The 24,466-nt window shown below is 74.0% G+C and carries 28 protein-coding genes and 1 pseudogene; 19 read left to right on the plus strand and 10 right to left on the minus strand.

All coding sequences use genetic code 11. From position 1 onward, the window contains the following. Positions 1-50: 50 nt before the first annotated feature. Together ACY34I_RS02615 and ACY34I_RS02620 are read left to right on the plus strand one after the other, a co-directional pair. Positions 51-467 carry an ATP-binding protein gene (locus ACY34I_RS02615; protein WP_462752084.1) on the plus strand — a complete coding sequence of 139 codons (417 nt, stop codon included), beginning with the start codon at positions 51-53 and terminating at the stop codon, positions 465-467. A 139-nt stretch (positions 468-606) separates the two neighbouring features. Then, positions 607-1,491 (plus strand): DUF5926 family protein, encoded by an 885-nt coding sequence (locus ACY34I_RS02620; protein ID WP_462752086.1) that lies wholly within the window; start codon positions 607-609, stop codon positions 1,489-1,491. 45 nt (positions 1,492-1,536) lie between these two features. Here the strand turns inward: ACY34I_RS02620 and ACY34I_RS02625 are convergent, their stop codons facing one another. Continuing rightward, complete coding sequence (locus ACY34I_RS02625) at positions 1,537-2,748, minus strand: arginine deiminase (RefSeq protein WP_462752088.1); 1,212 nt, start codon at positions 2,746-2,748, stop codon at positions 1,537-1,539. A 164-nt stretch (positions 2,749-2,912) separates the two neighbouring features. Between ACY34I_RS02625 and ACY34I_RS02630 the strand changes: the two genes are divergently transcribed. From ACY34I_RS02630 to pheA, 5 genes are all read left to right on the plus strand, one after another. Then, the gene (locus tag ACY34I_RS02630; protein WP_462752090.1) at positions 2,913-3,650 is read left to right on the plus strand and encodes a hypothetical protein; all 738 of its coding nucleotides are present in this window, start codon (positions 2,913-2,915) and stop codon (positions 3,648-3,650) included. Between the two features lie 218 nt (positions 3,651-3,868). Continuing rightward, positions 3,869-4,321, plus strand: coding sequence for a PAS domain-containing protein (locus ACY34I_RS02635; RefSeq protein ID WP_462752092.1), 453 nt, complete (start codon positions 3,869-3,871; stop codon positions 4,319-4,321). 74 nt (positions 4,322-4,395) lie between these two features. Next, positions 4,396-4,785, plus strand: a complete 390-nt coding sequence (locus ACY34I_RS02640) for an ACT domain-containing protein (RefSeq protein WP_462752094.1) — start codon at positions 4,396-4,398, stop codon at positions 4,783-4,785. An 81-nt stretch (positions 4,786-4,866) separates the two neighbouring features. Continuing rightward, entirely contained in the window at positions 4,867-5,418 is a 552-nt protein-coding gene (locus tag ACY34I_RS02645) for a hypothetical protein (RefSeq protein WP_462752096.1), read from the plus strand. A 10-nt stretch (positions 5,419-5,428) separates the two neighbouring features. Beyond that, positions 5,429-6,385, plus strand: coding sequence for a prephenate dehydratase (gene pheA / locus ACY34I_RS02650; RefSeq protein ID WP_462752098.1), 957 nt, complete (start codon positions 5,429-5,431; stop codon positions 6,383-6,385). A 43-nt stretch (positions 6,386-6,428) separates the two neighbouring features. On the opposite strand, the gene ACY34I_RS02655 is transcribed toward pheA, so the two are convergent. From ACY34I_RS02655 to ACY34I_RS02665, 3 genes are all read right to left on the minus strand, one after another. Continuing rightward, entirely contained in the window at positions 6,429-7,148 is a 720-nt protein-coding gene (locus ACY34I_RS02655) for an AIM24 family protein (protein WP_462752100.1), read from the minus strand. 95 nt (positions 7,149-7,243) lie between these two features. Next, positions 7,244-7,588: a metallopeptidase family protein gene (locus ACY34I_RS02660; protein WP_187413551.1), complete on the minus strand. Its 345-nt coding sequence runs from the start codon at positions 7,586-7,588 to the stop codon at positions 7,244-7,246. A gap of 114 nt (positions 7,589-7,702) precedes the next feature. Then, positions 7,703-8,131 (minus strand): OsmC family protein, encoded by a 429-nt coding sequence (locus ACY34I_RS02665; RefSeq protein WP_148797965.1) that lies wholly within the window; start codon positions 8,129-8,131, stop codon positions 7,703-7,705. 132 nt (positions 8,132-8,263) lie between these two features. On the opposite strand from ACY34I_RS02665, the gene ACY34I_RS02670 reads away from it, so the two are divergent. From ACY34I_RS02670 to ACY34I_RS02680, 3 genes are all read left to right on the plus strand, one after another. Further along, entirely contained in the window at positions 8,264-9,001 is a 738-nt protein-coding gene (locus ACY34I_RS02670) for a hypothetical protein (protein ID WP_462752102.1), read from the plus strand. A 233-nt stretch (positions 9,002-9,234) separates the two neighbouring features. Further along, complete coding sequence (locus ACY34I_RS02675) at positions 9,235-10,056, plus strand: HAD family hydrolase (RefSeq protein WP_462752104.1); 822 nt, start codon at positions 9,235-9,237, stop codon at positions 10,054-10,056. Further along, the gene (locus tag ACY34I_RS02680) at positions 10,056-10,868 is read left to right on the plus strand and encodes an HAD family hydrolase (RefSeq protein WP_462752106.1); all 813 of its coding nucleotides are present in this window, start codon (positions 10,056-10,058) and stop codon (positions 10,866-10,868) included. The genes ACY34I_RS02675 and ACY34I_RS02680 overlap by 1 nt, the downstream gene beginning before the upstream one ends. Before the next feature lie 81 nt (positions 10,869-10,949). Here the strand turns inward: ACY34I_RS02680 and ACY34I_RS02685 are convergent, their stop codons facing one another. Further along, positions 10,950-11,540, minus strand: coding sequence for a bacterial proteasome activator family protein (locus ACY34I_RS02685; protein ID WP_462752108.1), 591 nt, complete (start codon positions 11,538-11,540; stop codon positions 10,950-10,952). A gap of 86 nt (positions 11,541-11,626) precedes the next feature. Here ACY34I_RS02685 and ACY34I_RS02690 point away from each other — a divergent pair, with 86 nt between their 5' ends. Further along, the gene (locus ACY34I_RS02690) at positions 11,627-12,454 is read left to right on the plus strand and encodes an alpha/beta hydrolase family protein (protein ID WP_462752110.1); all 828 of its coding nucleotides are present in this window, start codon (positions 11,627-11,629) and stop codon (positions 12,452-12,454) included. A gap of 49 nt (positions 12,455-12,503) precedes the next feature. Next, positions 12,504-13,724 (plus strand): ABC transporter substrate-binding protein, encoded by a 1,221-nt coding sequence (locus tag ACY34I_RS02695; RefSeq protein WP_462752112.1) that lies wholly within the window; start codon positions 12,504-12,506, stop codon positions 13,722-13,724. Positions 13,725-13,793: 69 nt separating this feature from the next. On the opposite strand, the gene ddaH is transcribed toward ACY34I_RS02695, so the two are convergent. Continuing rightward, positions 13,794-14,627, minus strand: coding sequence for a dimethylargininase (ddaH, locus tag ACY34I_RS02700; protein ID WP_462752114.1), 834 nt, complete (start codon positions 14,625-14,627; stop codon positions 13,794-13,796). Positions 14,628-14,686: 59 nt separating this feature from the next. Between ddaH and ACY34I_RS02705 the strand changes: the two genes are divergently transcribed. Then, complete coding sequence (locus ACY34I_RS02705; RefSeq protein ID WP_462752116.1) at positions 14,687-15,145, plus strand: Lrp/AsnC family transcriptional regulator; 459 nt, start codon at positions 14,687-14,689, stop codon at positions 15,143-15,145. A gap of 193 nt (positions 15,146-15,338) precedes the next feature. After that, entirely contained in the window at positions 15,339-16,292 is a 954-nt protein-coding gene (locus ACY34I_RS02710) for a zinc-binding dehydrogenase (protein ID WP_462752118.1), read from the plus strand. Between the two features lie 207 nt (positions 16,293-16,499). Here ACY34I_RS02710 and ACY34I_RS02715 read toward each other — a convergent pair whose 3' ends face one another. The 3 genes from ACY34I_RS02715 to mobA form a co-directional block, all read right to left on the minus strand. Beyond that, a complete protein-coding gene (locus ACY34I_RS02715) occupies positions 16,500-17,627 on the minus strand; it encodes a T3SS (YopN, CesT) and YbjN peptide-binding chaperone 1 (protein WP_462752119.1) in 1,128 nt (375 codons plus the stop codon). A gap of 154 nt (positions 17,628-17,781) precedes the next feature. Continuing rightward, the gene (locus ACY34I_RS02720) at positions 17,782-18,039 is read right to left on the minus strand and encodes a DUF6457 domain-containing protein (RefSeq protein WP_462752121.1); all 258 of its coding nucleotides are present in this window, start codon (positions 18,037-18,039) and stop codon (positions 17,782-17,784) included. Continuing rightward, positions 18,036-18,635: a molybdenum cofactor guanylyltransferase gene (gene mobA / locus ACY34I_RS02725; protein WP_462752123.1), complete on the minus strand. Its 600-nt coding sequence runs from the start codon at positions 18,633-18,635 to the stop codon at positions 18,036-18,038. Before mobA ends, ACY34I_RS02720 begins: the two co-directional genes overlap by 4 nt. A gap of 244 nt (positions 18,636-18,879) precedes the next feature. Here mobA and fdhD point away from each other — a divergent pair, with 244 nt between their 5' ends. After that, the gene (fdhD, locus tag ACY34I_RS02730) at positions 18,880-19,743 is read left to right on the plus strand and encodes a formate dehydrogenase accessory sulfurtransferase FdhD (RefSeq protein ID WP_462752125.1); all 864 of its coding nucleotides are present in this window, start codon (positions 18,880-18,882) and stop codon (positions 19,741-19,743) included. Positions 19,744-19,775: 32 nt separating this feature from the next. Here the strand turns inward: fdhD and ACY34I_RS02735 are convergent. Continuing rightward, positions 19,776-20,827 (minus strand): annotated as a pseudogene (locus tag ACY34I_RS02735) (DUF4192 domain-containing protein). A 163-nt stretch (positions 20,828-20,990) separates the two neighbouring features. Here ACY34I_RS02735 and ACY34I_RS02740 point away from each other — a divergent pair. From ACY34I_RS02740 to ACY34I_RS02755, 4 genes are read left to right on the plus strand one after another with little or no spacing between them, the layout of a single operon-like run. Continuing rightward, a complete protein-coding gene (locus tag ACY34I_RS02740; RefSeq protein WP_462752127.1) occupies positions 20,991-21,905 on the plus strand; it encodes a fructosamine kinase family protein in 915 nt (304 codons plus the stop codon). Continuing rightward, positions 21,902-22,915, plus strand: a complete 1,014-nt coding sequence (moaA, locus tag ACY34I_RS02745) for a GTP 3',8-cyclase MoaA (RefSeq protein WP_148793724.1) — start codon at positions 21,902-21,904, stop codon at positions 22,913-22,915. Before ACY34I_RS02740 ends, moaA begins: the two co-directional genes overlap by 4 nt. 2 nt (positions 22,916-22,917) lie before the next feature. Then, positions 22,918-23,163 carry a MoaD/ThiS family protein gene (locus tag ACY34I_RS02750; protein ID WP_462752130.1) on the plus strand — a complete coding sequence of 82 codons (246 nt, stop codon included), beginning with the start codon at positions 22,918-22,920 and terminating at the stop codon, positions 23,161-23,163. Between the two features lie 11 nt (positions 23,164-23,174). Further along, complete coding sequence (locus tag ACY34I_RS02755; RefSeq protein ID WP_462752132.1) at positions 23,175-24,461, plus strand: metallophosphoesterase; 1,287 nt, start codon at positions 23,175-23,177, stop codon at positions 24,459-24,461. Positions 24,462-24,466 lie beyond the last annotated feature (5 nt).

Below are 24,466 nucleotides of genomic sequence, written 5' to 3' on the forward strand. Positions count from 1 at the left end.
GGGCGGAAGGAACGACGGTGTCGAGGGGTTCGGCCGAACGATCGTGGTGCGTGGTGGTGCCCCATCACGCCACCGGCGCGCGCCTGGCCCGGCACCGGCTGGCCGACGAGCTGACGGACGTGGTGTCGCCGGTCCTGCTCGCGGACCTGGTCGCGGTCCTCGCCGAACTGGTCGGCAACGCCGTCCGACACGCCGACCCGCTGCCCGGCGGCGTGGTCCGGGTGGCCTGGCGGCTGAGCCCGGCAGTCGACGGTCACCGCGTGCAGCTCCGGGTCACCGACGGCGGCTCCGCCTCCGGCCCGCTGATGCGGGCGGCCACCCCGGACGCGATCGACGGGCGTGGCCTGCAGATCGTCACCGGCCTGGCGAGCCGCTGGGGCGTCGAGCGGGACGGCCTCGGGCAGTGCGTCTGGGCCGAATTCGACCCCATCCGGTCGGCCCGGTCCGACCTGGTCGCCGCCGGTTGAGCGGCCGGCAGGGCGGGTCCTGCCCCACCGCTCCGGTCCGGCATCTAGGCTGTGTCGCCATGAGCGAGCGCAGCGAGCGAATCATCGGGCACAGCGCTGTGGAGGCTCACGCGGCCGCCGAGCGCAGCGAGGCGGCAGCGTGAGCAAGCGTCGAAAGAGCCAGCGGGCAGTCGAAGCCAGTCCGAAGCGGGAGAAGGTGCGCGACGTCTTCGTGCCCCGACCGTTCGAGGGGCTGGTCGACGAGCCGGAGTGGATCGCCCTGCGCGAGCTGGTTCCGGCCGCCTCCGCGCCGCTGCGGCTGACCCCCGAGCTGGTCGAGGAGTTCGGCGAGCGGCCGGTCACCCTGGCCACCGTGCTGCCGATGGCCGCCCCGGCGATGACCAAGCCGGACGGGCGGGTCTTCATCGGTCTCCAGCGGCACCAGCAGTCCGGCGACGTCTCCCGGGACCTAGCGGACGCGTTGCTCTGCGCGCTGCGTACCGAACCGGGCGGCCAGGTGACGGTGCCGCCGCTGCCCGGCCCGGGCCCCCGCCTCCAGGACATCCTGGTCGACGGCCCGCTGGAGATCACCATGCACGACGGGTTCGAGTTCTGGCTCGACCCGGGGGCGGCCGACGACCCGAACGTGCAGGCGTCCCTGGAACGGGCCAACGCGGCGGTCTACCCGACGGTGAAGCTGGCGGCGGCGCGGGCCGCGTACTGGTGCCAGGTGCCGGAGAAGGCGCACGTGCGCTGGGTCCTGCCGGACGACGAGGACGCCGCGCTGGACGCGCTGTCCCGGCTCAGCGTGGCCGGCACGCTGGCCCTCGGCGAGCGCACCCGGTTCGCCGGCATGTTCCGGGCGCACGGCCGCCTGGTGCCGGTCTGGGACCTGCCCGAGGACGTGCCGGCCGCCGAGTGGGAGGAGCCGGTGACCGAGCTCGCCAAGCGGTACGCCGAGGCGCTGGAGGAGCGGGAGCCGCTGGACGCCGCCGGGCGCCGGGCCCGGCAGGGCCTCCTCGGCCGCCAGCTCACCCTGCGCTGACCTGACCCTTCGAGCCGGGCCCGGTGTCGACCGGGGCCCGCGTCGTCAGCGGCGCAGCGGCTCGCGGACCAGCGGGCAGGACATGCAGCGCGGCCCACCCCGGCCGGAGCCCAGCTCGGAGCCGGCGATGGCGATCACCTCGATGCCGGCCCGTTCCAGTTGGGCGTTGGTCTCCACGTTCCGCTCGTAGCCCACGCAGAGCCGGGGCGCGAGGGCGAGGGTGTTGTTGCCGTCGTCCCACTGTTCCCGCTCGGCGGTGACCGGGTCGAGGCCGGTGTCGATAACCCGGAGCTGGTCGAGGTCCATCGCGTCGGCGGCGGCGCGCAGGAACGGTGCCGGGCCGTCGACCCGCGGCTCGTCGCCGTCCGCCCCGGCGATGACCGTGTACGCCGACAGCGAGTTGGCGATGTTCGGGTACATCAGCACGGCGTCCACGTCGACCATCGTGCAGACGGTGTCCAGGTGCATGGTGGCCCGCTCCTGGGCGATCGGGACCACCAGGATGGTGTGCGCCAGCCCAGCGGCGAAGACCTGCCGGGCCAGGCGTTCCGCCCCGGCCGGGGTGGTCCGCTCGCCCACCCCCACGGCGAGCACGCCCGGCGCGAGGAGCAGTACGTCGCCGCCCTCCAGGTGCTCCAGATCGGAGTGGTAGACGAACTGCGTACCGGCGAAGCGCGGATGGTGCCGGTAGATGGCGTCGGTCAGCCCGCTCTCCCGCCGCCGCGCCGGCATGGCCAGACTGGTCACCCCGACCCGGTCCCCGATCCAGACCGAGGAGTCCCGGGTGAAGAGCAGGTTGGGCAACGGGTCGATGACGAAGTCGTGCCGGTCCATCAGTGTCCAGACCAGACCGCCGGGCCGATCCCGGCCGATCCGCAGCTCCTCGTGGGCGAGCCCGGCGATGAACACGTCGGCCAGGGCGGCCGGGTCGAGGTACGCGAGATGCTCGGCGACCCGCGCGCGCAGGGTGTCCCCCAGCCGGGGTGAGCGCAGCACCAGTTCGGTGAGTTCCGCCCGGGCGTCCGGCAGGGCGAGCGTCTCGGCCAGCAGCGTCGCCAGGTAGAGCACCTCCACACCCCGGGCGCGCAGGGCGGCCGCGAAGGCGTCGTGCTCCTCCTGCGCCCGGCCGACCCATGGGATAGCGTCGAAGAGCAACGAGTCGTTGTTGCGCGGCGTGAGCCGGGCGAGTTCCGGCCCGGGGCGGTGCAGCAGCAGGGTGCCGAGCCGACCGACCTCGCTGTCCACGTAGTGGGTCACCTTCGCAGCGTAGGGCAGGTCTTGCGCACCATCCGGGAAAAGAACTGTGAATGAATATGGCATTCATCCGCACTCATTCCGGTGCTCCAACTTGCCGACCACCCGGGTCCGCAACGTAGGGTAGTGGGCACGTAACTTCGAGGGACCTTTTGCCGGAGGTCGCGATGACTGTCTTTCCCGCTCGACGAGCCGTACCCACCCGGGCATTGCCACCCGTGGCGGTGCCGCCACCCCGGGTCGAGGCCACCCCGGTGCTCGAGCCGGCCCGCCCGACACCGCTCGAGTGGGCGCGCCGGCGCCGGGCCGAGCGGGGGGCCCGCCGGCTGGAAGCGGCCGGGGCCCGCGCCCTCGGCCAGCTCAACCACCTCGGCCCGGCCTGGCACGTCATCGAGTGGCCCCGGACGGACGTCGCGGACGTCCTGCTCGACCGCGGTCAGGACGAGCGGGCCGGGTTCCTCGCCATCGGGCCGAGCGGCCTCTTCGCGGTCACCATCGCAGACCACGGCCGGGCGCGGGTGCTCGTCGCCGGCGACGTGGTGCAGATCAACGGCAAGCGTCCGCCCTATGTGGCCGAGACGCGCCGGGACGCCAAGCGGGCCAGCAAGGCCCTCTCCGAGGCGGTCGGCCTGCCCATCCCGGTCACCCCGGTGCTGACCTTCGTCGGTTCCGGGGTGATCAGCGTCTACGGCCTGCCCAAGGACTGCCTCATGGCCACCCACCGGGAGTTGGACCGGCTGCTCGTGGCGGCCGGCAACCGGATCAGCCCGGCCACCGCCGAGAAGCTGTCCCAGGTCGCCCAGCACCCGTCCACCTGGCTCAACGGCACGTACCGTCCAGCTGCCGACTACCGGTGGTACGACGAGGGCCAAACGGCCGCTGACAAGCGGGCCGCCCGCCGGTAACGTCTCCGGCGACGCCACGCGGCCCACGGACCTGCCCCGGTGGTTCCGTCGGCCCGCGCCGTCGCCGGCCGCCCGACACCGGGCCCTCTCCCACCGGCACCTGTCCCACGGCTCCGCCGCGGCGAGCGGCCCCGGCGGCCGGAGGATCCAGCGCGGTCGGGCGGTCGTCGTGACGACCGGCTAGCGTGGACAGACCGTCGGTGTACATAGGAGGCGCGGTGGCCCACGTCGAACTCTCGCTCTCGGAAGTGCTCGTACCCGCGGCGGGGACACCGAACGAGCAGGAGTTCGACAACTTCGGCCAGTGGTCCGCCACGGTCTCCGGGGCCGCCGAGCCGTGTCTGCTGGTCGACGCCGACACCACCGTGGTGGCGATCTCGTCGGCCGGCTGCGACCTGCTCTGCCTGGGCGCGCCCGAGGACGTGATCGGACGGCCGCTGCTGGAGGGCGTGCGCCTGGTCGACTTCAGCGCCCAGCCGAGCGAGCTGACCGAGCAGGAGACCGACAAGATCCCACCGCTGCTCGCCTTGCACTCCGGTCGGCTCGCCCGGGGACTGCTCCGGGTCCAGGGCCCCGGTGCCGACGCCGGCACCACGGTGGACGCCATCTCCACGCCGGTGCTCGCCGAGGGCACCGTCGCCGGCTCGTTGACCTTCTTCTCTCCGGTCTGACCTGCGAAAACGTGTGGCCTTCGCCGCACCGGGCGATGCTGGGACCGGCCCCGCCGAGGCCGTAAGGTGCCAACATGCTCGATGTCGCTCTCCTGCCGGGCGAGTACGCCGTGTGCCGCCTGCCGGCCGGCACCACCCTGCCGCCGCAGGTCTGGGGCGAGCTGGGTGCCGGCGACGTGGTGACGGTGAGCTGGACGGCCGACGGGATCTCGCTGATCTGCCCGACGGGGCGGGTGCCCGATCACGCGGACGTCGAGACGGACTGGCGCTGCCTACGCCTGGTCTGCCCGCAGGAGCCGCCGGTCACCGGCACCCTCGCCGCGCTGGTCGACCCGCTCGCCCGGGCCCGGGTGAGCGTCGTGGCCTTCTCCACCTACGACACCGACCACGTGCTGGTGCCCGCGGTGCGGCTGGCCGAGGCGACCGGCGCGCTGGAGCGGGCGGGGCACCGGATCCACGAGTGACCTTCACCCGAACGGGGGATGCTCCTACGATGGGCTCGGCCAGCCGGCCGCAATGACGTCCGTCGTGCCGAGGATCGGACCGTGCCCACCCTGCCACCCCGCCCCGTCGCCCGCCGCCGACCGACCGCCCCGGCGGCGCGGCTCGCCCTGCCGGCGATCCCGGCCGTCCTGGTCGCGCTGCTGCTCGGTGCCTGCGGCACCCCGCCGGAGCTGCGGCAGTCGACCGCCCCGACCAGCCCCGTCCCGACCGCCACCGGCGTACCCACCCCGACCCCGCCGACCGGGACGCCGAGCGCCCCGGCCACCCTCGCCCCCACCCCCACCGAGCAGGCCGCCGCGCCCTGCCGGTCCGGCCCCTCCGCCGACCAGGTGGTGTCGCTGCTGCGCGGTCCGGCCCGGGTGCTGCCCCGGGACGTCCGGGTCACGGTCCGGACCGGGCCGCTCTGCGCCGAGGACTGGCAGTACACGGTGCTGCGGGTGACCGGACACGAGGAGCTGCAGGTGGTGACCCGGGGCAAACCCACCGACCTCGAGCTGGTGACCGCGGGGACGGACGTCTGCGGCGTCGAGGTACGCACCGTCGCACCACCCGGCATCCGCACCCTGGCCTGCGACGGCACCTCGGGTGCGTAGGCTGGTCGGCATGCCGGGAACACCGCCGACCCGCTTCGTCTACCTGGGTCCCGAGGGCACCTTCGCCGAACAGGCGCTGCGTACCCTGCCCGCCGCCGAGCGCGGCAGCCGCACGCCGGCCCGCAGCGTCGGCGAGGCGCTGGACGCCGTACGGGCCGGGGAGGCGGACGCGGCGCTGGTGCCGCTGGAGAACTCGATCGGCGGCGCGGTCGGGGTGACGCTGGACGAGTTGGCCGAGGGCGAGCCGCTGGTGATCACCCGCGAGGTGATCCTGCCGGTGGAGTTCGTGCTCGCGGCCCGACCGGGTGCCTCGCTGGCCGAGGTACGCGGCGTGGCGGCCCATCCGCAGGCGTCCACCCAGTGCCGGGGCTGGCTGCGCGACCACCTGCCCGACGCGACCGTGGTCGACGTGCTCTCCAACGGTGCCGCCGCCGCGGGCGCGGCCGCCGGCGAGTACGACGCGGCCATCTGCGCGCCGATCGGCGCGGCCCGGCACCGGCTCACCGTGCTCGCCGACAAGATCGCCGACCACCCGGACGCGGTGACCCGGTTCGCGCTGGTGTCCCGCCCGGGCCCGCCCCCGCCGCCCACCGGCGACGACGTCACGTCACTGGCGGTCTACATCGCCCACGACCGGGTCGGTGCGCTGCTCTCGGTGCTCATGGAGTTGGCCGTCCGCGGGGTGAACCTGACCCGGATCGAATCCCGCCCGACGGGCGAGGCGCTCGGCCGGTACGTCTTCTTCCTCGACTGCACCGGGCACGTCGCCGACGTCCGGCTCGGTGAGGCGTTGCAGGGGCTGCGCCGGGTCTGCGCGGGCGTACGCTTCCTCGGGTCGTACCCCCGGCACCGCTGGAGCCCGGCGGCGACCGACCGGCCGGTCCCCGCTCCCGCCGGTCTCTCCGACGCCGACTACGCCGACGCGGCGGCCTGGCTGTCGCGGCTGCGCGCGGGCGAGCTGAGCTGACGGGGCGCGGGACGCCCGGACGGGCGTCCCGCACACCCGACGGTCACTGCAGCAGCCCGCCGAGCAGGCCGCCCTGCTCCTGCTGGGCACCGCTGCCCGGCACCGGCCGCTCCTCGGACGGCTGGACCACGACGAAGCCCTGACCGGCGAAGCTCATGGTGAACGCCTCACCGGTGCGCCGGCCGATCAGCGTGCCGAGGCCGAGCTGCTCGGCCCGGTGGTAGCCGGTCTGCAGGTTGGCCGACCAGCAGACCGCGGCCTGCGGGTCGACGTAGGTCGGGGCGTCCACGTTGAGCACCACCGGGGTGCCCTCGGTGGTGACGGCGATCCGGCCGTGGCCGGTGAAGACGCAGTTGAACAGCCCGCCGGCGGCGAAGCCCATGCCGCCGACCATCTTGATGTCGTAGTTGAGCGTGGAGTCGAAGGCGAGCACGCTGGAGCCGTTGATCGACAGGGCGTCGCCGGGCTCCAGGTCGATGATGTGCACGTCCTTGGCGAGGTCGGCGAGGAAGACGTCGCCCCGGCCGGTGAGCTTCATCAGCGGCACACCCTCACCGGTGAGCCGCTGCTTGATGAACTTGCCGATCCCGCCGGAGCCGAGCGCCTGGAACTGCACCTGCCCCTGGTACGCGACCATGGACCCGACCCGGGCCATCGCCTCGCCGTTCAGCTCGATCTTCAGCATCTTGGAGTTCTGCAGCCGCATGCCCGGCTGCTGGGACTCCTTCTCAAGGTTCTCCGCGGAGAACAGCGCGCTGCGCATGGGTTTCCTCCTGCATCGGGATGTGCCTGCTCCCGCAGGTTAGGGGAACCGCGCAACGTCGGGGATCGGCCGAGCGGGGCGGACGGCGCGCCCGGTCAGGCCCAGCCGAGGGCGTGCAGCCGCTCGTCGTCGATGCCGAAGTGGTGGGCGATCTCGTGCACCACGGTCACCGCGACCTCGTCCACCACGTCGTCCTCGGTGTCGCAGATGCGCAGGATCGGGTTCCGGTAGATGAGGATGCGGTCCGGCAGGACGCCCGAGTAGTCCCAGCCGCGTTCGGTCAGCGCGTGCCCCTCGTAGAGTCCGAGCAGGTCCTCGCCGGGAGGTGGCTCGTCCTCCACCAGGATGACGACGTTGCTCATCAGCCCGAGCAGTTCCTCGGGCACCTCGTCGAGGGCCTCGCCGACCAGCTCCTCGAACCGCTCACGGCTCATCTCCACGGCCACGCGCCCATTCTTCCCGCCCCGGTGCCCCCTCGACCAACCAAGATCGGCACGAGGTCACGGAAGGAGTGGCTAGCCAGCACTCCTTCCGTGACGGTGTGGCGCGACCGGTCAGGCCAGACGGGCGTTCAGGGTGATCTGCGCGCCCGGGGAGAGCAGCCGGGAGATCGGGCAGTTCTCCTTGGCCGCCTCGGCCAGCTTGGTGAACTGGGCCTCGTCCATGCCCGGGACCTGGCCGACGGTCTCCAGGTCGATCCGGGTCACGGTCATCCCCGCGTCGGTCTTGTCGAAGTGCACCTTGGCGGTGGTCTCCACCGAGGTGTCGGTCGCGCCCGCGTCGGCGAGCTGCTTGGAGAGGGCCATCGAGAAGCAGCCGGCGTGCGCGGCGCCGATCAACTCCTCGGGGTTGGTCCCCTCGCCCTCCTCGAAACGCGACTTGAAGGAGTAGTTGCCGGTCAGGCCGCCCTTGCCGGTGCGGACCGTGCCGGCGCCCTCGGTGAGGTTGCCCTGCCAACGTGCGGAAGCGGTACGGATAGGCATGCCACCGACGCTAACCGAAACCGGGCGGCCCCGCACCGACCAGTGGCGAGCCGGACCCCGACTCGCGGACCCCGTCGGCGCGTGTCGGCTGTGTCATGATTCGACGCAGGCCCGCGCGCGGAAGGGTGGCCGATGTCCCAGGATCTCCCCATCCCCAGGCAGGACCACCGGTCCGACGGCACGACCATCGTGGAGTGGGGCGGCGACGAGAGCGAGTCGCCCACCCGGGTCGGCCGGTCCCTGAGCGGACTGGCGCGGGACCACCGCCTGCCGCCGGTGCTCGCCGGGCTCGGCGCGGTGGCCGCGGTCGCCTCGCTGATCGGCGAGTGGCTGGTGATGACCATCCCGAACGGCGGACCCGAGGGGAACACCACGATCCGGGTGGCGGGCGGGGTGGGCGACGTGGGCGGCCTCGGGGTGGGCTACCTGGTCGGCCTGCTCGGCCTGGCCGCCGCGGCGGCGCTCGCGCTGCGCGGCACCGGTGCGGTGCGGCAGAACGCCCGGGTCGCCGGTCTGGGCCTCGCGGCGGCCGTGCTCGCCCTGTTGACCGCCGCCGCCGTGACTCTCGACGACTCGGGCCAACGCACCTTCTTCTACTCGCCCGAGGACGGGGTCCGGGTCGACTACGGGCGCGGCCTGGTCACCGCCTTCATCGCCACCGTGCTGTTCGCCGGCGCCCTGTATCTGTCCGCCCGGGCGGTCGGCGCGGCGCCGGACCGGGAGGCCGACCCCGGTACCGGGTCGCCACCGGCGGACCACGACCGCCCGGGATGGGGCCGGCGCCGGTCGGGCGACGACGAACTGCCCGCGCCGGCCGACCTGACGGTCCAGCCCACCACCCCGTTCGCCCGCCCCGAACCGCCGCGCTGATCCCGTCCGGAACCGGCACGGTCGTCCCGAACCGCCCCGCCGGATCGACGGGACCGGCGGGCCGGGCGCGCCCGGGCCCGGACACCTGACGTCCGTCGCGGGTTGGTGCCCGATTCGCCGAAAAGCCCTGGTTGGGCCCCGTTCCGCGAGATACGGTTGCTGCCCGCCGTCCAGCGGCCGCGGCACCGAGGACCAGGACGGCCGGCGCGACGGCGGCGGGCGAAGGAGGAACGATGACCCGCCCGGGACTGCCCAAGCTGATCGCCACCGACCTCGACGGCACGCTCGTCCGGAGCGACGACACCGTCTCGGCGTACACCCACGGGGTGCTCGACCGGGTGCGGGCCGCGGGGATCCCAGTGGTCGGCGCCACCGGCCGCGGACCGCGGCTGACCGAGCTGACCCGCAACGACATCCGCGCCGCCGACTTCCTGGTGATGGCCGGCGGCGGCCGGGTGGTCGACCAGAGCGACCCGGAGGGGCCGCTGGTGCTGCGGGACGAGCGGCTCTCCGGCGCCATGCTCGCCCGGATCCTCGCCGACCTGGAGGGCGCGGTCGGACCGCTGACCGTCATGGTGGAGGCGTCCGACGAGCACGACGCGCCGCTCTGGGGCGACTACCACCCGAGCTGGCCCTACCCGGACCGGTTCGAGGCGCGCAGCCGCGAGGAGTGCCTCTCCTGCGACGTGATCAAGGCGTTCGCCCGGACCGCCGACCACCACGTGGACGAGTTGCTGGCGGCGGCCCGCCGGATCGTCCCGCCGGAGCTGGCCACGCTCACCCAGGCCGGCCTCGGCTTCATCGAGATCTGCCCGCCCGGGGTGGACAAGTCGACCGGGCTGAGCGTGGTCGCCGAGCGGCTCGGCGTCGATCCGGCCGAGGTGCTGGTCTTCGGGGACCAGCCGAACGACCTGCCGATGTTCGCGTGGGCCGGCTGGGGACGGGTGGCGGTCGCCAACGCCCACCCGGAGGTCCGCGCGGCGGCCGACGAGATCACCCTGCGCAACAACGACGACGGCGTCGCGGTCTACCTGGACCGGCTACTCTCCCGGTGATGGGAGAGCTACCTCGGCTGGTCGCGTCGGACATCGACGGCACACTGCTCCGCGACGACCGGACGCTCAGCGCGCGCACCGCGGCCGTGCTGGCCCGGATCGCCGCGGCGGGCACGCCGGTCGTGCTGGTCACCGGTCGTCCGATCCGCTGGCTCCAACTCGTGTACGACCAGCTCGCCGAACCGCTGCCGGCGATCTGCGCGAACGGCGCGGTGGTCTACGACCCGGTCGCCGACGAGGTGCTCCGGGCCGACCCGCTCGCCCCCGAGCTGCTCGCCGAGGTGGCCCGTCGGCTGCGTGCCGCGGTGCCCGAGGTGAGCCTCGCGGTGGAGATCGTGAACAGCCGGCAGATGCGGCACGAGGCGCACTATCCGTTGCGCTGGGACGCCGACGTCGAGGCGATCCGGGCGGTCGAGTCGCCGGAGGAGCTGCTGGCCGCCCCGGCGGTGAAGCTGCTCGCCCGAGCCGGAGAGCAGGACCCGGACGTGTTCGTACGGGTGGTGGCCGCGGCCCTGGAGGGGCTGGCCGAGGCGACCCACTCCTCGTACAGCGGGCTGGTCGAGATCTCCGCCGCCGGGGTGACCAAGGCGGCGGGCCTGGCCTGGTACGCCAGCCGGCTCGGCATCGACGAGCGGGACGTGCTGGCCTTCGGGGACATGCCGAACGACGTACCGATGCTGACCTGGGCCGGCCGGGCCGTGGCGGTCGCCAACGCGCACCCCGCCGTGCTGGAGATCGCCGACGAGGTGACCGGCCCGAACTCGGCGGACGGCGTGGCCGCGTATCTGGAGCAGGTTTTCGGAGTGGGCTGAGCGCGACGGCTTCAGATCGCGGCGTCAGACGCGGCGAACTGAAGCCGTCGTAGCGGCGCGGGGAGCGACGCGCCCCGGCTGTCAGAGGTACTGGCCGGGAGCGTGTCCCTCGTTGGTCGGCGGCATGCCCGGCATCCCGGGCGCCACCCCGCCGGGGCCGCTGGGCAGCGCGGCCCGGCCGGAGCGCATCTGCTCCAGCTGCACCCGGGCGGCCATCTGCTGGGCGACCAGGGCCGCCTGGATGCCGTGGAACAGCCCTTCCAGCCAGCCGACCAGCTGGGCGTGGGCGATCCGCAGCTCGCTCTCGCTGGGCGCCTTGTCCTCGGTGAAGGGCAGGGAGATCCGCTCGAGTTCCTCGCGCAGCTCGGGGGCGAGGCCCTCCTTCAGCTCGACGATCGACCGCTCGTGGATCTCACGCATCCGGTGCCGGCTGGCGTCGTCGAGGGGGGCCGCCTTGACCTCCTCCAGCAGCTGCTTGATCATGCTGCCGATCCGCATCACCTTGGCCGGCTGCTCGACCAGGCGGGTCGGGTCCTCGCCCTGCCCCTCGTCGGTCTGCACGGTGCCGACCGGCCTACCGTCCGGCCCGACCACCACCACGGTGCCGGGGATGCCGTCGTTGCCCTGTTCGTCGTTGTCTCCGGCGGAACGCGCTTCGGTCATGGAACCCATCTTTACCCAGCCGCGCCCGTCGGCGCGCGCCGGGCTCGGCTACCGGGCCGGAGCCACCCGGCCGGGAACGCGCTACCGTCGCCGTCATGCCCGCAGATCCCCGCGCCGTGCTGACCCGGCCGGCCCCGCCGCCGGACGTCACGATCGCCTACGGCGACCACCCGGATCAGCTCGCCGACCTGCGCCGGCCGGTCGGCGACGGCCCGGCCCGGCGGCTGGTCGTCGTGGTGCACGGCGGCTTCTGGCGGGCCGAGTACGACCGCACCCACACCGGCCCGATGGCGGCCGCGCTAGCCGCGCTCGGCCACCCGGTCGCCCAGGTCGAGTACCGGCGCACCGGCCAGCCGGACGGCGGCTGGCCGCACACCCTCACCGACGTGCGGGCCGGGGTGGCCGCGCTGCCCGCGCTGGCCGCCACCGCGCTGCCCGGGCTGGTGGCGCCCGCCCCACCGATCCTGGTCGGCCACTCGGCGGGCGGGCACCTCGCGCTGTACGTGGCGGCGCACGCCCCGGAGACGGTCGCCGGCGTGCTCGCGCTGGCGCCGGTGGCGGACCTCGCCGAGGCGTACCGGCTGGACCTGGACGGCGGCGCGGTGGCCGCGCTGCTCGGCGGCGGCCCGGCCGACGTACCCGACCGGTACGCGAGCGCCGATCCGTCAGCATTGGTGCCGATCCGCGCACGGACCGTAGTGATGCACGGCACGCTGGACCGCCAGGTCCCGGTCGGGATGAGCCGCTCCTGGGTGACCGCGGCGCGGGCCGCCGGCACCGACGCCACTCTGGTTGAGCTGGCCGACTGCGAGCACTACGGGCTCATCGACCCGGACTCGGCGGCGTGGCCGCAGGTGATCGGCAGGTTGCGGTCCCTGCACGATGATCTTCCGGCCATTGACGCAGAGTCGCCAAGCAGGTAGAACGCCCGGGGGGAAGTGCGCCCCCGGCAGCCCTTCGGGAAGGAAATCGGTGTCGCAGATGAACCGCAGGCGGGCCCTTCAACTGCTGGCCGCGCTGGGTACCACCGGGCTGGCGGCGGGCTGCGGCTCCGACACCGAAGGTACGAGCAGTCCGGGCAGCCCCATCAAGATCGGGCTCATCGTGCCGGGAAGCGGCCCGAACAAGGCCATCGGTGACGAGATCGCCAACGGCTTCCAGCTCTACCTCAGCCTCAACGACCAGCAGCTCGGCGGACACCCGGTCACCGTGGTGCAGGCGGAGGAGGGTGAGAACGCCAAGAGCGGCCAGGCCGCCGTCGACCGCCTGCTCAAGGAGGGTGTGGTCGCGCTCACCGGCGTGGTCAGCTCCGCGGTCATGTCCGGCATCCGGGACGCCGTCGAGCAGGCCCGGGTCCCGCTGATCGGCTCCAACGCGTCCCCGGCCAGCCTGCAGAGCGTGGTCTACATCTGGCGTACCTCGTACGTGCTCGACGAGCCCGGCGAGGCGCTCGGCCGGTACCTGCGGGAACAGCTGGACAAGTCCAGCCGGATCGCGGTCTTCGGCCCGGACAACCAGAGCACGAGGGACGTCATCGACGGCTTCCGGCGCGGCTACGAACAGGGCCGCCGGCTCACCGATCCGCCGATCTACACGCCGGACCGGGCCGACCTGGGCAAGGGGATCTTCGCCGGGACGATCCACAAGGCGCTGGGCAAGCGGCCCGACGCGATCTTCTGCCACTACGCCGGTACGCAGGCGGTGCAGTTCATCAAGGAGCTCTACGTCGAGGACTACCAGGGCCCGATCTACGCCCCGGGCTTCCTCACCGAGGGCACGGTGCTCAGCCAGCTGGACGACGGGGAGAACGGCGAGCTGCGGGCGCGGATTCTGAAGAACAGGGGCGGCATCGAGACCGCACTGAACTACTCGGCCGACCTCAACAACACCGCCAACCGGGTGTTCGCCTCGGCGTACCGGAAGACGCACAACAGCTCGCCGACCACCTACGCGATGGCCTCGTACGATGCCGCGCAGGTGCTGGACAAGGCGGTCCGGCTGGTCGGTGGTGACCCGACCCCGCAGCAGGTCAACCTGGCGCTCGGCAAGATCGGCCAGATCGACAGCCCGCGCGGGTCCTGGCAGTTCAACCAGTCGCGTACCCCCCAGCAGAAGTGGTACCTGCGCAAGGTCCAGCTCGACGGCCGGCTCCTGTCGAACATGGTGATCAACGAGCTGGCGACCCTCGGCTGACCCGTACGCCGAACGGGCGGTCTCCCCGCGGGGAGGCCGCCCGTTTTCGTGCCCAGCGTCGGGCGCGCGTCAGTGGCGCAGCTCGGCGATGCAGCACTTCACGCTGCCGCCGCCCTTCTTCAGCTCAGCCAGCTCGACCGGGACCGGGTGGTAGCCGGCGGCCTTGAGCTTGCCGGCCAGCCGGGTCGCCTCGCTGTTCAGCACCACGTTCAGCCCGTCGCTGACCAGGTTCAGGCCGAAGGCCAGGGCGTCGGCGTCGTCGGCGAGCACCGCGTCCGGGAAGAGCTGGGCGAGCACCTGCTGGCTGGCCGCGGAGAAGGCGCCCGGGTAGTAGACGATGTTCTCGTCGTCGATCGACGCGAGCGCCACGTCGAGGTGGTAGAAGCGCGGGTCGATCAGGCGCAGCGAGACCACCGGCCGGCCGAGCGCCTCCTGCGCCTCGGCGTGCGCCGCCAGCTCGGTACGGAAGCCGTGGCCGGCGAGGATCAGCCCGCCGTGCGCGTCCGGCAGGTACGCGAAGTCGCCCTCACCCTCGTTGGTCTCGCTCGGCGCGATGAACCGCCAGCCGTTCGCCTCGTAGAACGCCCGGTGCGCGGCGGCCTCGGCGGTCCGCTGCTCGTGCTTGAACTGGGCGCCGTAGACCGTGCCGTCCACCACGAAGGCGCCGTTGGCCGCGAAGACCATGTCCGGCAGCCCACGCTCGGGGCTGAGCAGGTGCACCTCGTGGCCGAGGGCGACGAGCGTCTCCCGCAGGCGGTCCCACTGCTTGACCGCCAGCTCCGCGTCGACCGGGGCGGTCACATCCATCCACGGGTTGATCGCGTACTCGACCGCGAAGTGCTCGGGCGAGCACATGAGATATGTCCGCTTTCGCGGGACTCGCTGCTGGTTCACGGTCACCAAGAGTAGGTACGGTACAACTTTGGTAACAGCCACAACCATTGCTTCCCAGAGGCGGAACGTTGCAGATAGACGCGGTCGACCAGCGAATCATTGCGTTGCTCGTGGCAGATGCCCGCGCCTCGTACGCGGACATCGGTACCCGGGTGTCACTCTCCGCCCCCGCGGTCAAGCGTCGGGTCGATCGGCTCCGATCTGCGGGCGTCATCCGCGGCTTCACGGCCGTCGTCGACCCGGCCGCCGTCGGCTGGACCACCGAGGCGTTCGTCGAGCTCTTCTGCGCCGGGCGGACCACTCCGGCACAGATCGGAGCCGCCGCACGCCGGCACCCCGAGGTGGTCGGCGCCTACACCGTCTCCGGGGAGGCGGACGCCCTGGTGCACCTGCGGGCCGCCGACATCGCCCACCTCGAGGAGGCGCTGGAGCGGCTGCGGGCCGAGTCCTTCGTGACCTCGTCCCGCAGCACCATCGTGCTCTCCCGGCTGGTCGAGTCGCCCGGCGTCGGCCCGTCCGCCGCCTGACGCCGGCCGGGAACCCGTGCGGGTGCGGCCTCGTCCAAGCGGTGTACCCCCTGGACCCTCTCCTCCCTCCCCCGGTGGGTGGGATCCGGGCATCCGTCGGTCCGGACCCCACCCGCCGTTCTTGACCTCATCCCCGCTTGAGGTTGTCCACTGGACGCCGACGGGGCGCGGGTCCCCGACCGGAGGAGACGGCGTGCGCGCGGTGTGGCTACGGAAGTTCGGCGGCCCGGAGGTGCTGGTGCCGGGGCCGGCACCGGACCCGACGCCCGGGCCGGACCAGGTGCTGATCGAGGTCGCGCACGCCAACATCACCTTCGTGGAGACCATGTTCCGGTCGACCGGGTTCGGGCCGTTCACCGGGTCGCCCCCGCTGATTCCGGGCAACGGGGTCGGCGGAGTGATCACCGAGGTGGGCCCCGGCGTGGACCCGGCGCTGGTGGGGCGGCGGGTGGTGAGCAGCACCGGCGGCTCCGGCGGGTACGCCGAGCGCGTGGTGGTCGACCGGGACGCGCCGTTCGCGGTGCCGGACGGGCTGCCGCTGGACCAGGCGGTGGCCCTGCTCGCCGACGGTCGGACGGCCGCCATGCTGGTGCACGCGGCAGGGCTACGCGACGGCGAGCGGGTGCTGGTCGAGGCGGCGGCGGGCGGCGTCGGCATCCTGCTGACCCAGCTCGCCGCGGCCGCCGGGGCGCGGGTCGTCGCCGCCGCCGGGGGCGCCCGGAAGGTGGCCCTGCTCCGCGAACGCGGCCTCGACGCGGTGGTGGACTACCGCCAGCCGGACTGGACCGACCGGGTACGCGCGGCCACCGGCGGGGTCGACGTGGTCTTCGACGGGGTGGGTGGCCAGCTCGCCCGGGAGGCGTTCGACCTGCTCGGCCCGGGCGGGCGGATGCTCAGCTTCGGGCTGGCCAGCGGCGCCTGGGCGGACCTGCCCGCCGACCTCGCGGCCGCCCGCGGGGTGAGCCTGCTCCGGCCGTCCGCCGCGCCGGCCGAGCTGCGCGCGTTCACCGAACAGGTGCTCGCCGAGGCGGCAGCCGGGCGGCTGCGCCCGCTGATCGGGCAGCGCTTCCCGCTGGAACAGGCCGCCGACGCACACGCCGCCATCGAAGCCCGCACCACCACCGGCAAGACCCTCCTCGACCTGTAACCCCTTCGCCGCGCGCCCGGCGCGGGGAAGGGTCGCCGGAGCCACCCCCGCGCGGAGGAGGGTCGCCGGGGCGTGCCCCGCGCGGGGAGGGTCGCCGGGGGTCACCCTAAGATCCGCCCAGATTCCCGGAAATGGTGGCCGTGTGGTGCGGGATGGCCACCATTTCCGGTAAAGCTACGGCCCCACCCTGGCGGGAGGGCGGGGTGATCAGAGGTACATGCCAGTGCGGTGTTCCGGCTGCGCGCGGGAGGGCTTGTCGGCCTCGCCGAAGAAGCGCCGGCCGCCGAACTCGCCGTGCAGCCGGTCGTCCAGCTCATCGGCCAGGCCGGTCATCACCTGGACCGCGAGCATCAGGTGGGTGGGCTGGAAGTTGCGGCCGAAGACCGGGATCGAGGCCCACACCGTGTCGTCGGCGCAGTAGAGGCGGCCGATCGGCATCCGGTTGGTCAGTTCGGAGAGCTTCACGTAGAGGCGCTCGGTCGGTTCGACCTCGGTGAGCACCGGGGAGAAGACGTCGACCAGGGGCGGGTTGTCGCGTACCCGGACGAAGACCATGGCCGAGCCGGCGCGGATGTTGATGTCGCCGTCCGAGTCGATCTGCAACTGGTCGGCCTGCGACTTGAGCATGGTGGAGACGACGGTGCGGACGCGCTCCTCCAGCGCGAGCACGTCGTTCCCGGCGGCCTGCGCGGTCGCGGCCGCGGCCAGCGCCTCGTCGAGGTCCGCCTCCACGTCGCGGGCCGGGCCGAACTCGCTGCGCGCGGTGCCCAGCGGCTCCGCCGGCAGCGGCTCCCCCTCGGCGTCGTGCACCAGATAGACCAGGAAGGCCGGGTGCGGCGCCCCGTAGACGTCGCGGAGGGTGCGGGAGAGCACGGCCGCCAGCCGGGCGGCCTCGTCGACGGCGCAGTCCAGGCCGAACTGCTCGCCGGAGCCCTCCACCACCCCGGGCGGGGACCAGCCGAGCGCGATCATGTCGGCCACGGCCGCGCGGTCCAGGCGGTAGCCCTGCGGCAGCATGGCGTTGCCCACCGCCCGCGCCGACAGCCGGCCCTCCTCGCCGACGTCCACGCTGATCGAGTAGACGGCGTCCCCCGTACCGGAGGCGGTGGGGTCCAGGGTCAACTCCAGGTGCGTACCGGCCGGCAGGGCGCGCAGCCGGTCGGCCAGCGCGCGAGCGAACTCCCGCCAGGCCTCGGTCACCTTGGCCCGGAGGTCGGCCGTGGTCGGCTCGTCCAGCAGGATCGACTCGTACTGCTCCGGCGCACCGCCGGTGGGCTGCTCCGGCGCACCGCCGGCGGGCTCACCGGTCGGCGCCGAGGGGTGGTCAGCCGTCATGATCGCCTCCGTCCGTCACGGCCACCCTACCCAGGGACAGTGGGGGTCGAATCACGGCGGACCGTGATCGGACAAGCGCCCCAGTCGCCCCGCTGGTGCCCGCCTCCCGGGCCGGGCGCGGGCCGCACGCCCCGAGGGGTGCTCGGCCGGAGGGCTACTCGGCCGGAGTGGTGCCGTCCAGGTCGAGCGGCCAGGACTTGGCCAGCTCACTGAGCCGGGTGGCCATCTCGGCGAGGTCGCCGCCGCGCCCCACGGCCACCCCCAACAGGTACGCGCTGACCGGCGCACCCGGACGCAGCACCTGGTGGGCCACGTCCTTGGCCAGGTCCAGCACGACCGGCACCGACACCTCCCCCGGGTCGAGCCCCAGCTCGGCGCAGGCCGCCGTGACCCAGTCGTCCATCACCGTCATGTCGCCCACTCCTCGGCCCGGCGTACGTCCTCGTCAGTGTCGCAGTCGAACCAGGGCGGCGGCCCGGAGCCGGACCAGGACACCTCCCGGACCACCATGCCGGCCAGCAGCCCGCGTACCGGGGCCCCGTCGACCGTGCCACCCCGCTCGGCGGCGAGGCGGCCGACCGCGGCCCGCAGCGCGTCCACCCGCCACACCCCGCAGAGCTGCTGCCGGCGGCCGTCACCGTCGACGTAGCAGGCCCCGTCGGCGGTCGACCCGTCGAGCGCGCGCCGCAGGTCCGCCACCGCCCGCGGGGTGAGCAGCGGAAGGTCCGCGGCGAGCAGGGCGACCGTGGCCGTACCGGGGTCGAGCAGAGCCAACCCGGCAACGGTGGCGGCCACCGGGCCACCGCCGGGCGGCTGCTCGCGGGTCACCCGTACGCCCTCGGGCAGCGGGCCGGCCGGGCCGACCACGATCCGTGGCGCGGCGTCGGCGACCGCGGCCAGCACCCGGTGCAGCATGGGCCGCCCCCCGACCGGGCGCGCCGGCTTGTCCACCCCGCCCATCCGGCGGGCCGAGCCGCCCGACAGCACCACCGCCGCGTACGCCGTCACCGGCCCACGGTAAACCGCGCGGAGCCGCTCCGCTCTCCCCTCGGCCGCAAGATCCACACCTCGGTGCGGTAGCCGGCCCTTCCCAGCCCGCCGACAGACCAACTCGCCGCAACCCGAGATCTTCCTGTGGGCCGGCCGACGAGCCTGGGGGCGGCCTCCACCAGCCTGCTGCCGGTTGACGGGCCGGGCGGACATGGGCGGCGTCGCCGTGCGGGTGGCGGACCCCGCGAGGCAGGATGGCGGGATGGGACGGGCGACTGATCGGCGCGGGGTGCTCCGGATCGATCTCGACGCGGCGGCCGACGGGCGCGCGCGGGTACGACGACCGGACACCCTGGCGGTGGAGGAGCCCCTGGAGATCCGGGTCGGCCCGGCCGGCCCCGGCCGGCGGAAGCCGCTCGCCGTGACCATGCGCACCCCCGGCGACGACCTGGATCTGGCGATCGGCTTCCTGCTCACCGAGGGCCTGATCAGGTCCGCCGACGACGTGCACACCGCCCAGCTCTGCGCCGGGGCGGAGACGCCGAACACGTACAACGTTGTCGATGTGGTGCTGGCGCCCGGGGTGCCCGAGCCCGCCACCGACCCGGCCCGCAACTTCTACACGACCAGCTCGTGCGGGGTGTGCGGCAAGGCGAGCATCGACTCGGTCCGCACCCGGTCGCGCTTCGCGGTGCGGGACGATCCGCTCCGCGTGCCCGCCGAGGCGCTGGTCGCCCTGCCGGACCGGCTGCGCGCGGCGCAGCGCGCCTTCGACCGGACCGGCGGGCTGCACGCGGCCGGCCTTTTCACCGCTGGCGGCGACCTGGTGGTGCTGCGCGAGGACGTCGGCCGGCACAACGCGGTGGACAAGGTGGTCGGCTGGGCGGTCCGGGAACGCCGACTGCCGCTGGCCGGGCACGTGCTGCTGGTCTCCGGCCGGGCCAGCTTCGAGCTGACCCAGAAGGCGTGGATGGCCGGGGTGCCTCTGCTGGCGGCGGTCTCCGCACCCAGCACCCTCGCCGTCGAGTTGGCCGAGGAGGCCGGGATGACCTTGGTCGGCTTCCTCCGCGGCCGGACCATGAACGTCTACACCGGTGCCCACCGCCTCGCCGAGCCGGCCCGCTGATCCGGCCCGCCACGCCAAGGCCGGCGGGCGCGTCAGATCCGCCGGCGGGGGACGCGGCGGCGGGCCCGGCGGCGTAGCACTCCGGGGAAGCCGACCGCCGGCCAGCCGTCCAGCTCGGACGGAGGCAGCCCGCGGCGGAGCATGTCGTCCAGGAGGAGGGCGAGCGAGTAGTCGGGGCGGTCGGCGAGCACCCGCTCCAGCGCCACCGCCGCCAGGGCACCGTGCCCCGCCCGCCAGGCCGCGAAGGCGAGCAGGCTACCGGGGGCGGCGATCAGCTCCGGCTCCGCCCGGCGCAGCACGTCCGTCCAGAGGCTGATGTCGGCGTCCCGGCCGTCGGTCCGTTCCCAGGCATGGTCGCGTACCGGGAGCTGGGTGAGGAGCACGGTCAGCCAGGCCACCTGGTCGTCGCCCAACCGCTCGCCGCGCCGCTGCCGGCGGAACGCGTCACGCACCGCCGCCACGCCCGCCGAACGTACGGAGCGCCGCCGACCAGCCCGGTCTCGGCCGCCTCCTCAGTCAGCTCACCCAGCCGTCGACGCGCCCGGTCGGTGGCCCGGCGCATAGCCACCCGGACCGGACCGTCGAGCGCGGACACCTGCGCGGTCAGTGCGGCCCGGTCGGGCAGGGCGACCTGACCGGCGAAGACGGCGGCCGCGCTGACCTCGCTGGCCGCCGGGTCGTACGGGGTGCCGTCGGGCGGGCAGCACTCCGGCTCGGTGCACAGGTAGGACCACCAGCGCCCGCCGGTCACCCGCAGCGCGTCGAGGACGACGAGCCCGGCGTCGTCCAGCGCCTCGCCCACCGCGTCGACCGCCCCGGTCACCTGGCTGGCCGGACCGTAACCGATCACCGTGGCGGCCTCGGCACCCTGCCGGGCGATGACCTCTGCGAGATGTCGGGCGGCCGGACGCGGGTCGGAACCCGGCTCGGGCAGGTCGCCTCGGGCGGCGAAGATCACCTGCCGGCCCCGCAGGGCCACCACCACGGTGCTGTCGGCGGGATGGAAGCCGAGCAGGTACGGCACGGCGGCGATCAGGTCGGCAGGTGAGCGGACGGCGAGTCGCGGGGGCTGGGTGGGAGTCATGCCGGGAGCGTGCGGCGGCCGGGTGCCGGCGCGACAGCCCCTGTGGACGACACGCGGGTTATCCACAGACACGCAGAGTATCGGTGCAGGTAGGCACCGATAGGCATGCGCCCAGACGGGCTACCACCCCACGGCGAGCGGCCGGACCGGCTACCTTGCGCTCATGGACCTGGCGTACCTGCGGGCACACCCGGAGCACCTGCCGACCTTCCTGACCCACCAGCGGATCCGGGAGACGCCGGTCTCCGGCGGGGACAGCTGCGCCGCGTCCCGACTCACCCTCGACGACGGGCACTCGGTCTTCGCGAAGACCTGGCCGGAACAGGCGACCCGCCCGGTGCCGGAGGACTTCTTCGCCACCGAGGCGGCCGGGTTGCGCTGGCTGCACGAGCCGGGCACGGTCGCCGTACCCGAGGTGGTGGTGGCGCTGCCGGAGCTGCTGGCGCTCGACTGGGTCGAGCCCGGCGAGCCGACGCCGGAGGCGGCCGAGCGGTTCGGCCGCGAGTTGGCCGGGCTGCACCGGGCCGGGGCACCCGAGTTCGGCGCCGAGTGGCCCGGCTTCATCGGCACGCTGCCGCAGGACAACACCCCGGACCCCGGCCCGTGGTCGGGGTGGTTCGCCCGCCGCCGGTTGCTGCCGTACCTGAAGATGTCGGTCGACGGGGGCGCGCTCACCGGCGGGGACGCCAGCCTGGTCGAGGAACTGATCGGGCGGATCGGCGAGTTCGGCGGCGACGAGCCGCCGGCCCGGATCCACGGCGACCTCTGGCCCGGCAACCTGCTCTGGGGGGCGGACGACCGGGTCTGGCTGGTCGACCCGGCGGCCCACGGCGGCCACCGGGAGACCGACCTGGCGCAGCTGGCGCTCTTCGGCGGCCCGCCGCACCTGCACCGGATCGTGGCGGCCTACCAGGAGGCGTGGCCACTGGCCGACGGCTGGCAGGAACGGAGGCCACTGCACCAGCTCCACCTGCTGCTGGTGCACACCGCCCTGTTCGGCGCGGCGTATCAGGATGCGGTGGTCTCCGCCGCCCACTCCGCGCTGGGGGGCGCCGGGCGCGCTACGGTCGACAGGTGACCGCCGCCCCGACGACTGACGGCGTCCTCGTCGACCGGTACGGCCGGGTCGCCCGGGACCTGCGCGTCTCGCTGACCGACAAGTGCAATCTGCGCTGCACGTACTGCATGCCGGCCGAGGGCCTGCCCTGGCTGTCCGGGCCGCAGCTGCTCACCGACGACGAGATCGTCCGGCTGATCCGCGTCGCGGTGCACCGGCTCGGCGTCACCGAGGTGCGCTTCACCGGCGGCGAGCCACTGATCCGGCCGGGCCTGGTCGGCATCGTGTCGGCGGTGGCCGCGTTGCAGCCCCGGCCCCGGATCTCGCTCACCACCAACGGCATCGGCCTGGACCGCCTCGCGTCCACCCTGCGCGCCGCCGGCCTGGACCGGGTCAACGTCTCGCTGGACACGGTGGACCGGGCCCGGTTCGCCGAGCTGACCCGGCGGGACCGGCTCGGTGACGTGCTGGCCGGGCTGGCCGGCGCGGCGGCCGCCGGGCTGACCCCGGTGAAGGTCAACGCGGTGCTGATGCGCGGAATCAACGACGACGAGGCCCCTGCGCTGCTCCGGTTCGCCCTGGCCCACGGCTACGAGCTGCGGTTCATCGAGCAGATGCCGTTGGACGCCCAGCACGGCTGGGACCGCAGCCGCATGGTCACCGCCGACGAGATCCTGGCCGCCCTGCGCGCCGAGTTCGCGCTGACCGCCGATCCGGACGAGCGGGGCGCGGCTCCGGCCGAGACCTGGCTGGTGGACGGCGGACCGGCCCGGGTCGGGGTGATCGCCAGCGTGACGCGGCCGTTCTGCGGCGCCTGCGACCGGACCCGGCTCACCGCCGACGGCCAGGTCCGCGCCTGCCTCTTCGCCACCGAGGAGTCCGACCTGCGCGGCGCGCTGCGCGCCGGGGCGGACGACGCCGAGCTGGCCCACCGCTGGCGTACCGCGATGTGGGGCAAGCGGGCCGGGCACGGCATCGACGACCCGACCTTCCTGCAGCCCGCCCGTCCGATGTCGGCGATCGGAGGCTGACCTTGGAGCTCACCGTCCGCTACTTCGCCGGCGCGCGCGCCGCCGCCGGCCGGTCCGAGGAGACCGCCCTCGCCGGCCGGTCCCTGGACGAGCTCGTGGACGAGCTGACGGCGCGGCACGGCGAACGGCTGGCCGACGTGCTGAAGGCGGCCAGCTTTCTGGTCGACGGCGTGGCCTGCCATGATCGTCAGGCACCGCTGCCGGCCGGGGTGACGGTCGACGTGCTGCCGCCGTTCGCCGGCGGCTGAGGGAGGCTCAGTTGTTGGCGTTGGTGACGCTCATCGGCTTCGCGCTGGTCGTCATCGTCCTGATCCATCTCTACCTGTGGAAGCGGCTGGTGCTGGACACCACCGTCCCGGGGCGCTGGCGGAGGATCGGCGGGTGGGCGGTTCTGGCGCTCGGGCTGCTGATCCCGGCCACGATGGGCACCAACCGGGCCGCCATCCGCTTCCTCTCCTGGCCCGGCTTCGTCTGGGTCGCCCTGATGTTCTACCTGCTGGTGCTGCTGCTGGTGCTGGAAGTGCCGATGGCGGTGGCGAAGCTCGTGCTGCGCCGCCGGGCGGCGCTCGCCGAGCCCACCACGGCCGCGCCGGAGCCGGCCCTCGTCGGGGCCGCCGACCTTGGCACCGCCGAGCCGCCGGTCCCGGACCCGGCCGGGCCGGCCGTCGCCCCGCCGGCCGCCGTGGCGGTCGGGCAGCCGGATCACGACCCGTCCCGGCGGCTGCTGCTCGCCCGGGGCGCCGCGATCTTCGCCGGGCTCACCGCCGCCGGCATCACCGGGTACGGCGTCCGCACCGCGATGGGACCGCCCCGCCTGGACCGGGTGCAGATCGCGCTGGCCAAGCTCCCCCGGAGCATGGACGGGCTGCGGATCGCCACCGTCTCCGACATCCACCTGGGCCCGCTGCGCGGCCGGTCGCACACCGAGCGGATCGTCGCCATGATCAATCGGCTCGACGCCGACCTGGTGGCGGTCGTCGGTGACCTGGTCGACGGTTCGGTGGCCGAGTTGGGCGCGGCGGCGGAACCGTTGCGCGACCTGCGGTCCCGGCACGGCAGCTTCTTCGTCACCGGCAACCACGAGTACTACTCCGGCGTCGAGGAGTGGGTCCAGGAGGTGGACCGGCTGGGCCTGCGGGTGCTCCAGAACGCGCGGCAGGAGATCCGGGCCCGGGGTGGCGTACTCGACCTGGCCGGGGTGAACGACGTCACCGCCGCCGGCACCGGGCTGGCCGCCCCTGCCGACTACGCCGCCGCACTCGGCGACCGGGACCCGAGCCGCCCGGTGGTGCTGCTGGCCCACCAGCCGGTGGCCGCCTACGAGGCGGCGAAGTACGGCGTCGACCTCCAGCTCTCCGGGCACACTCACGGGGGGCAGATGGCGCCGTTCAACCTGCTGGTGAAGCTCCAGCAGCCGGTGGTCTCCGGCCTCGGCGAGGTGGACGGCACCAAGGTCTACGTGACCAACGGGGCCGGTTTCTGGGGCCCGCCGGTCCGGGTCGGCGCGCCGCCGCAGGTGACCCTCGTGGAGCTCCGCGCCCAATAGCGCGA

This window comes from Micromonospora sp. RTBAU3-60 (assembly GCF_054963695.1).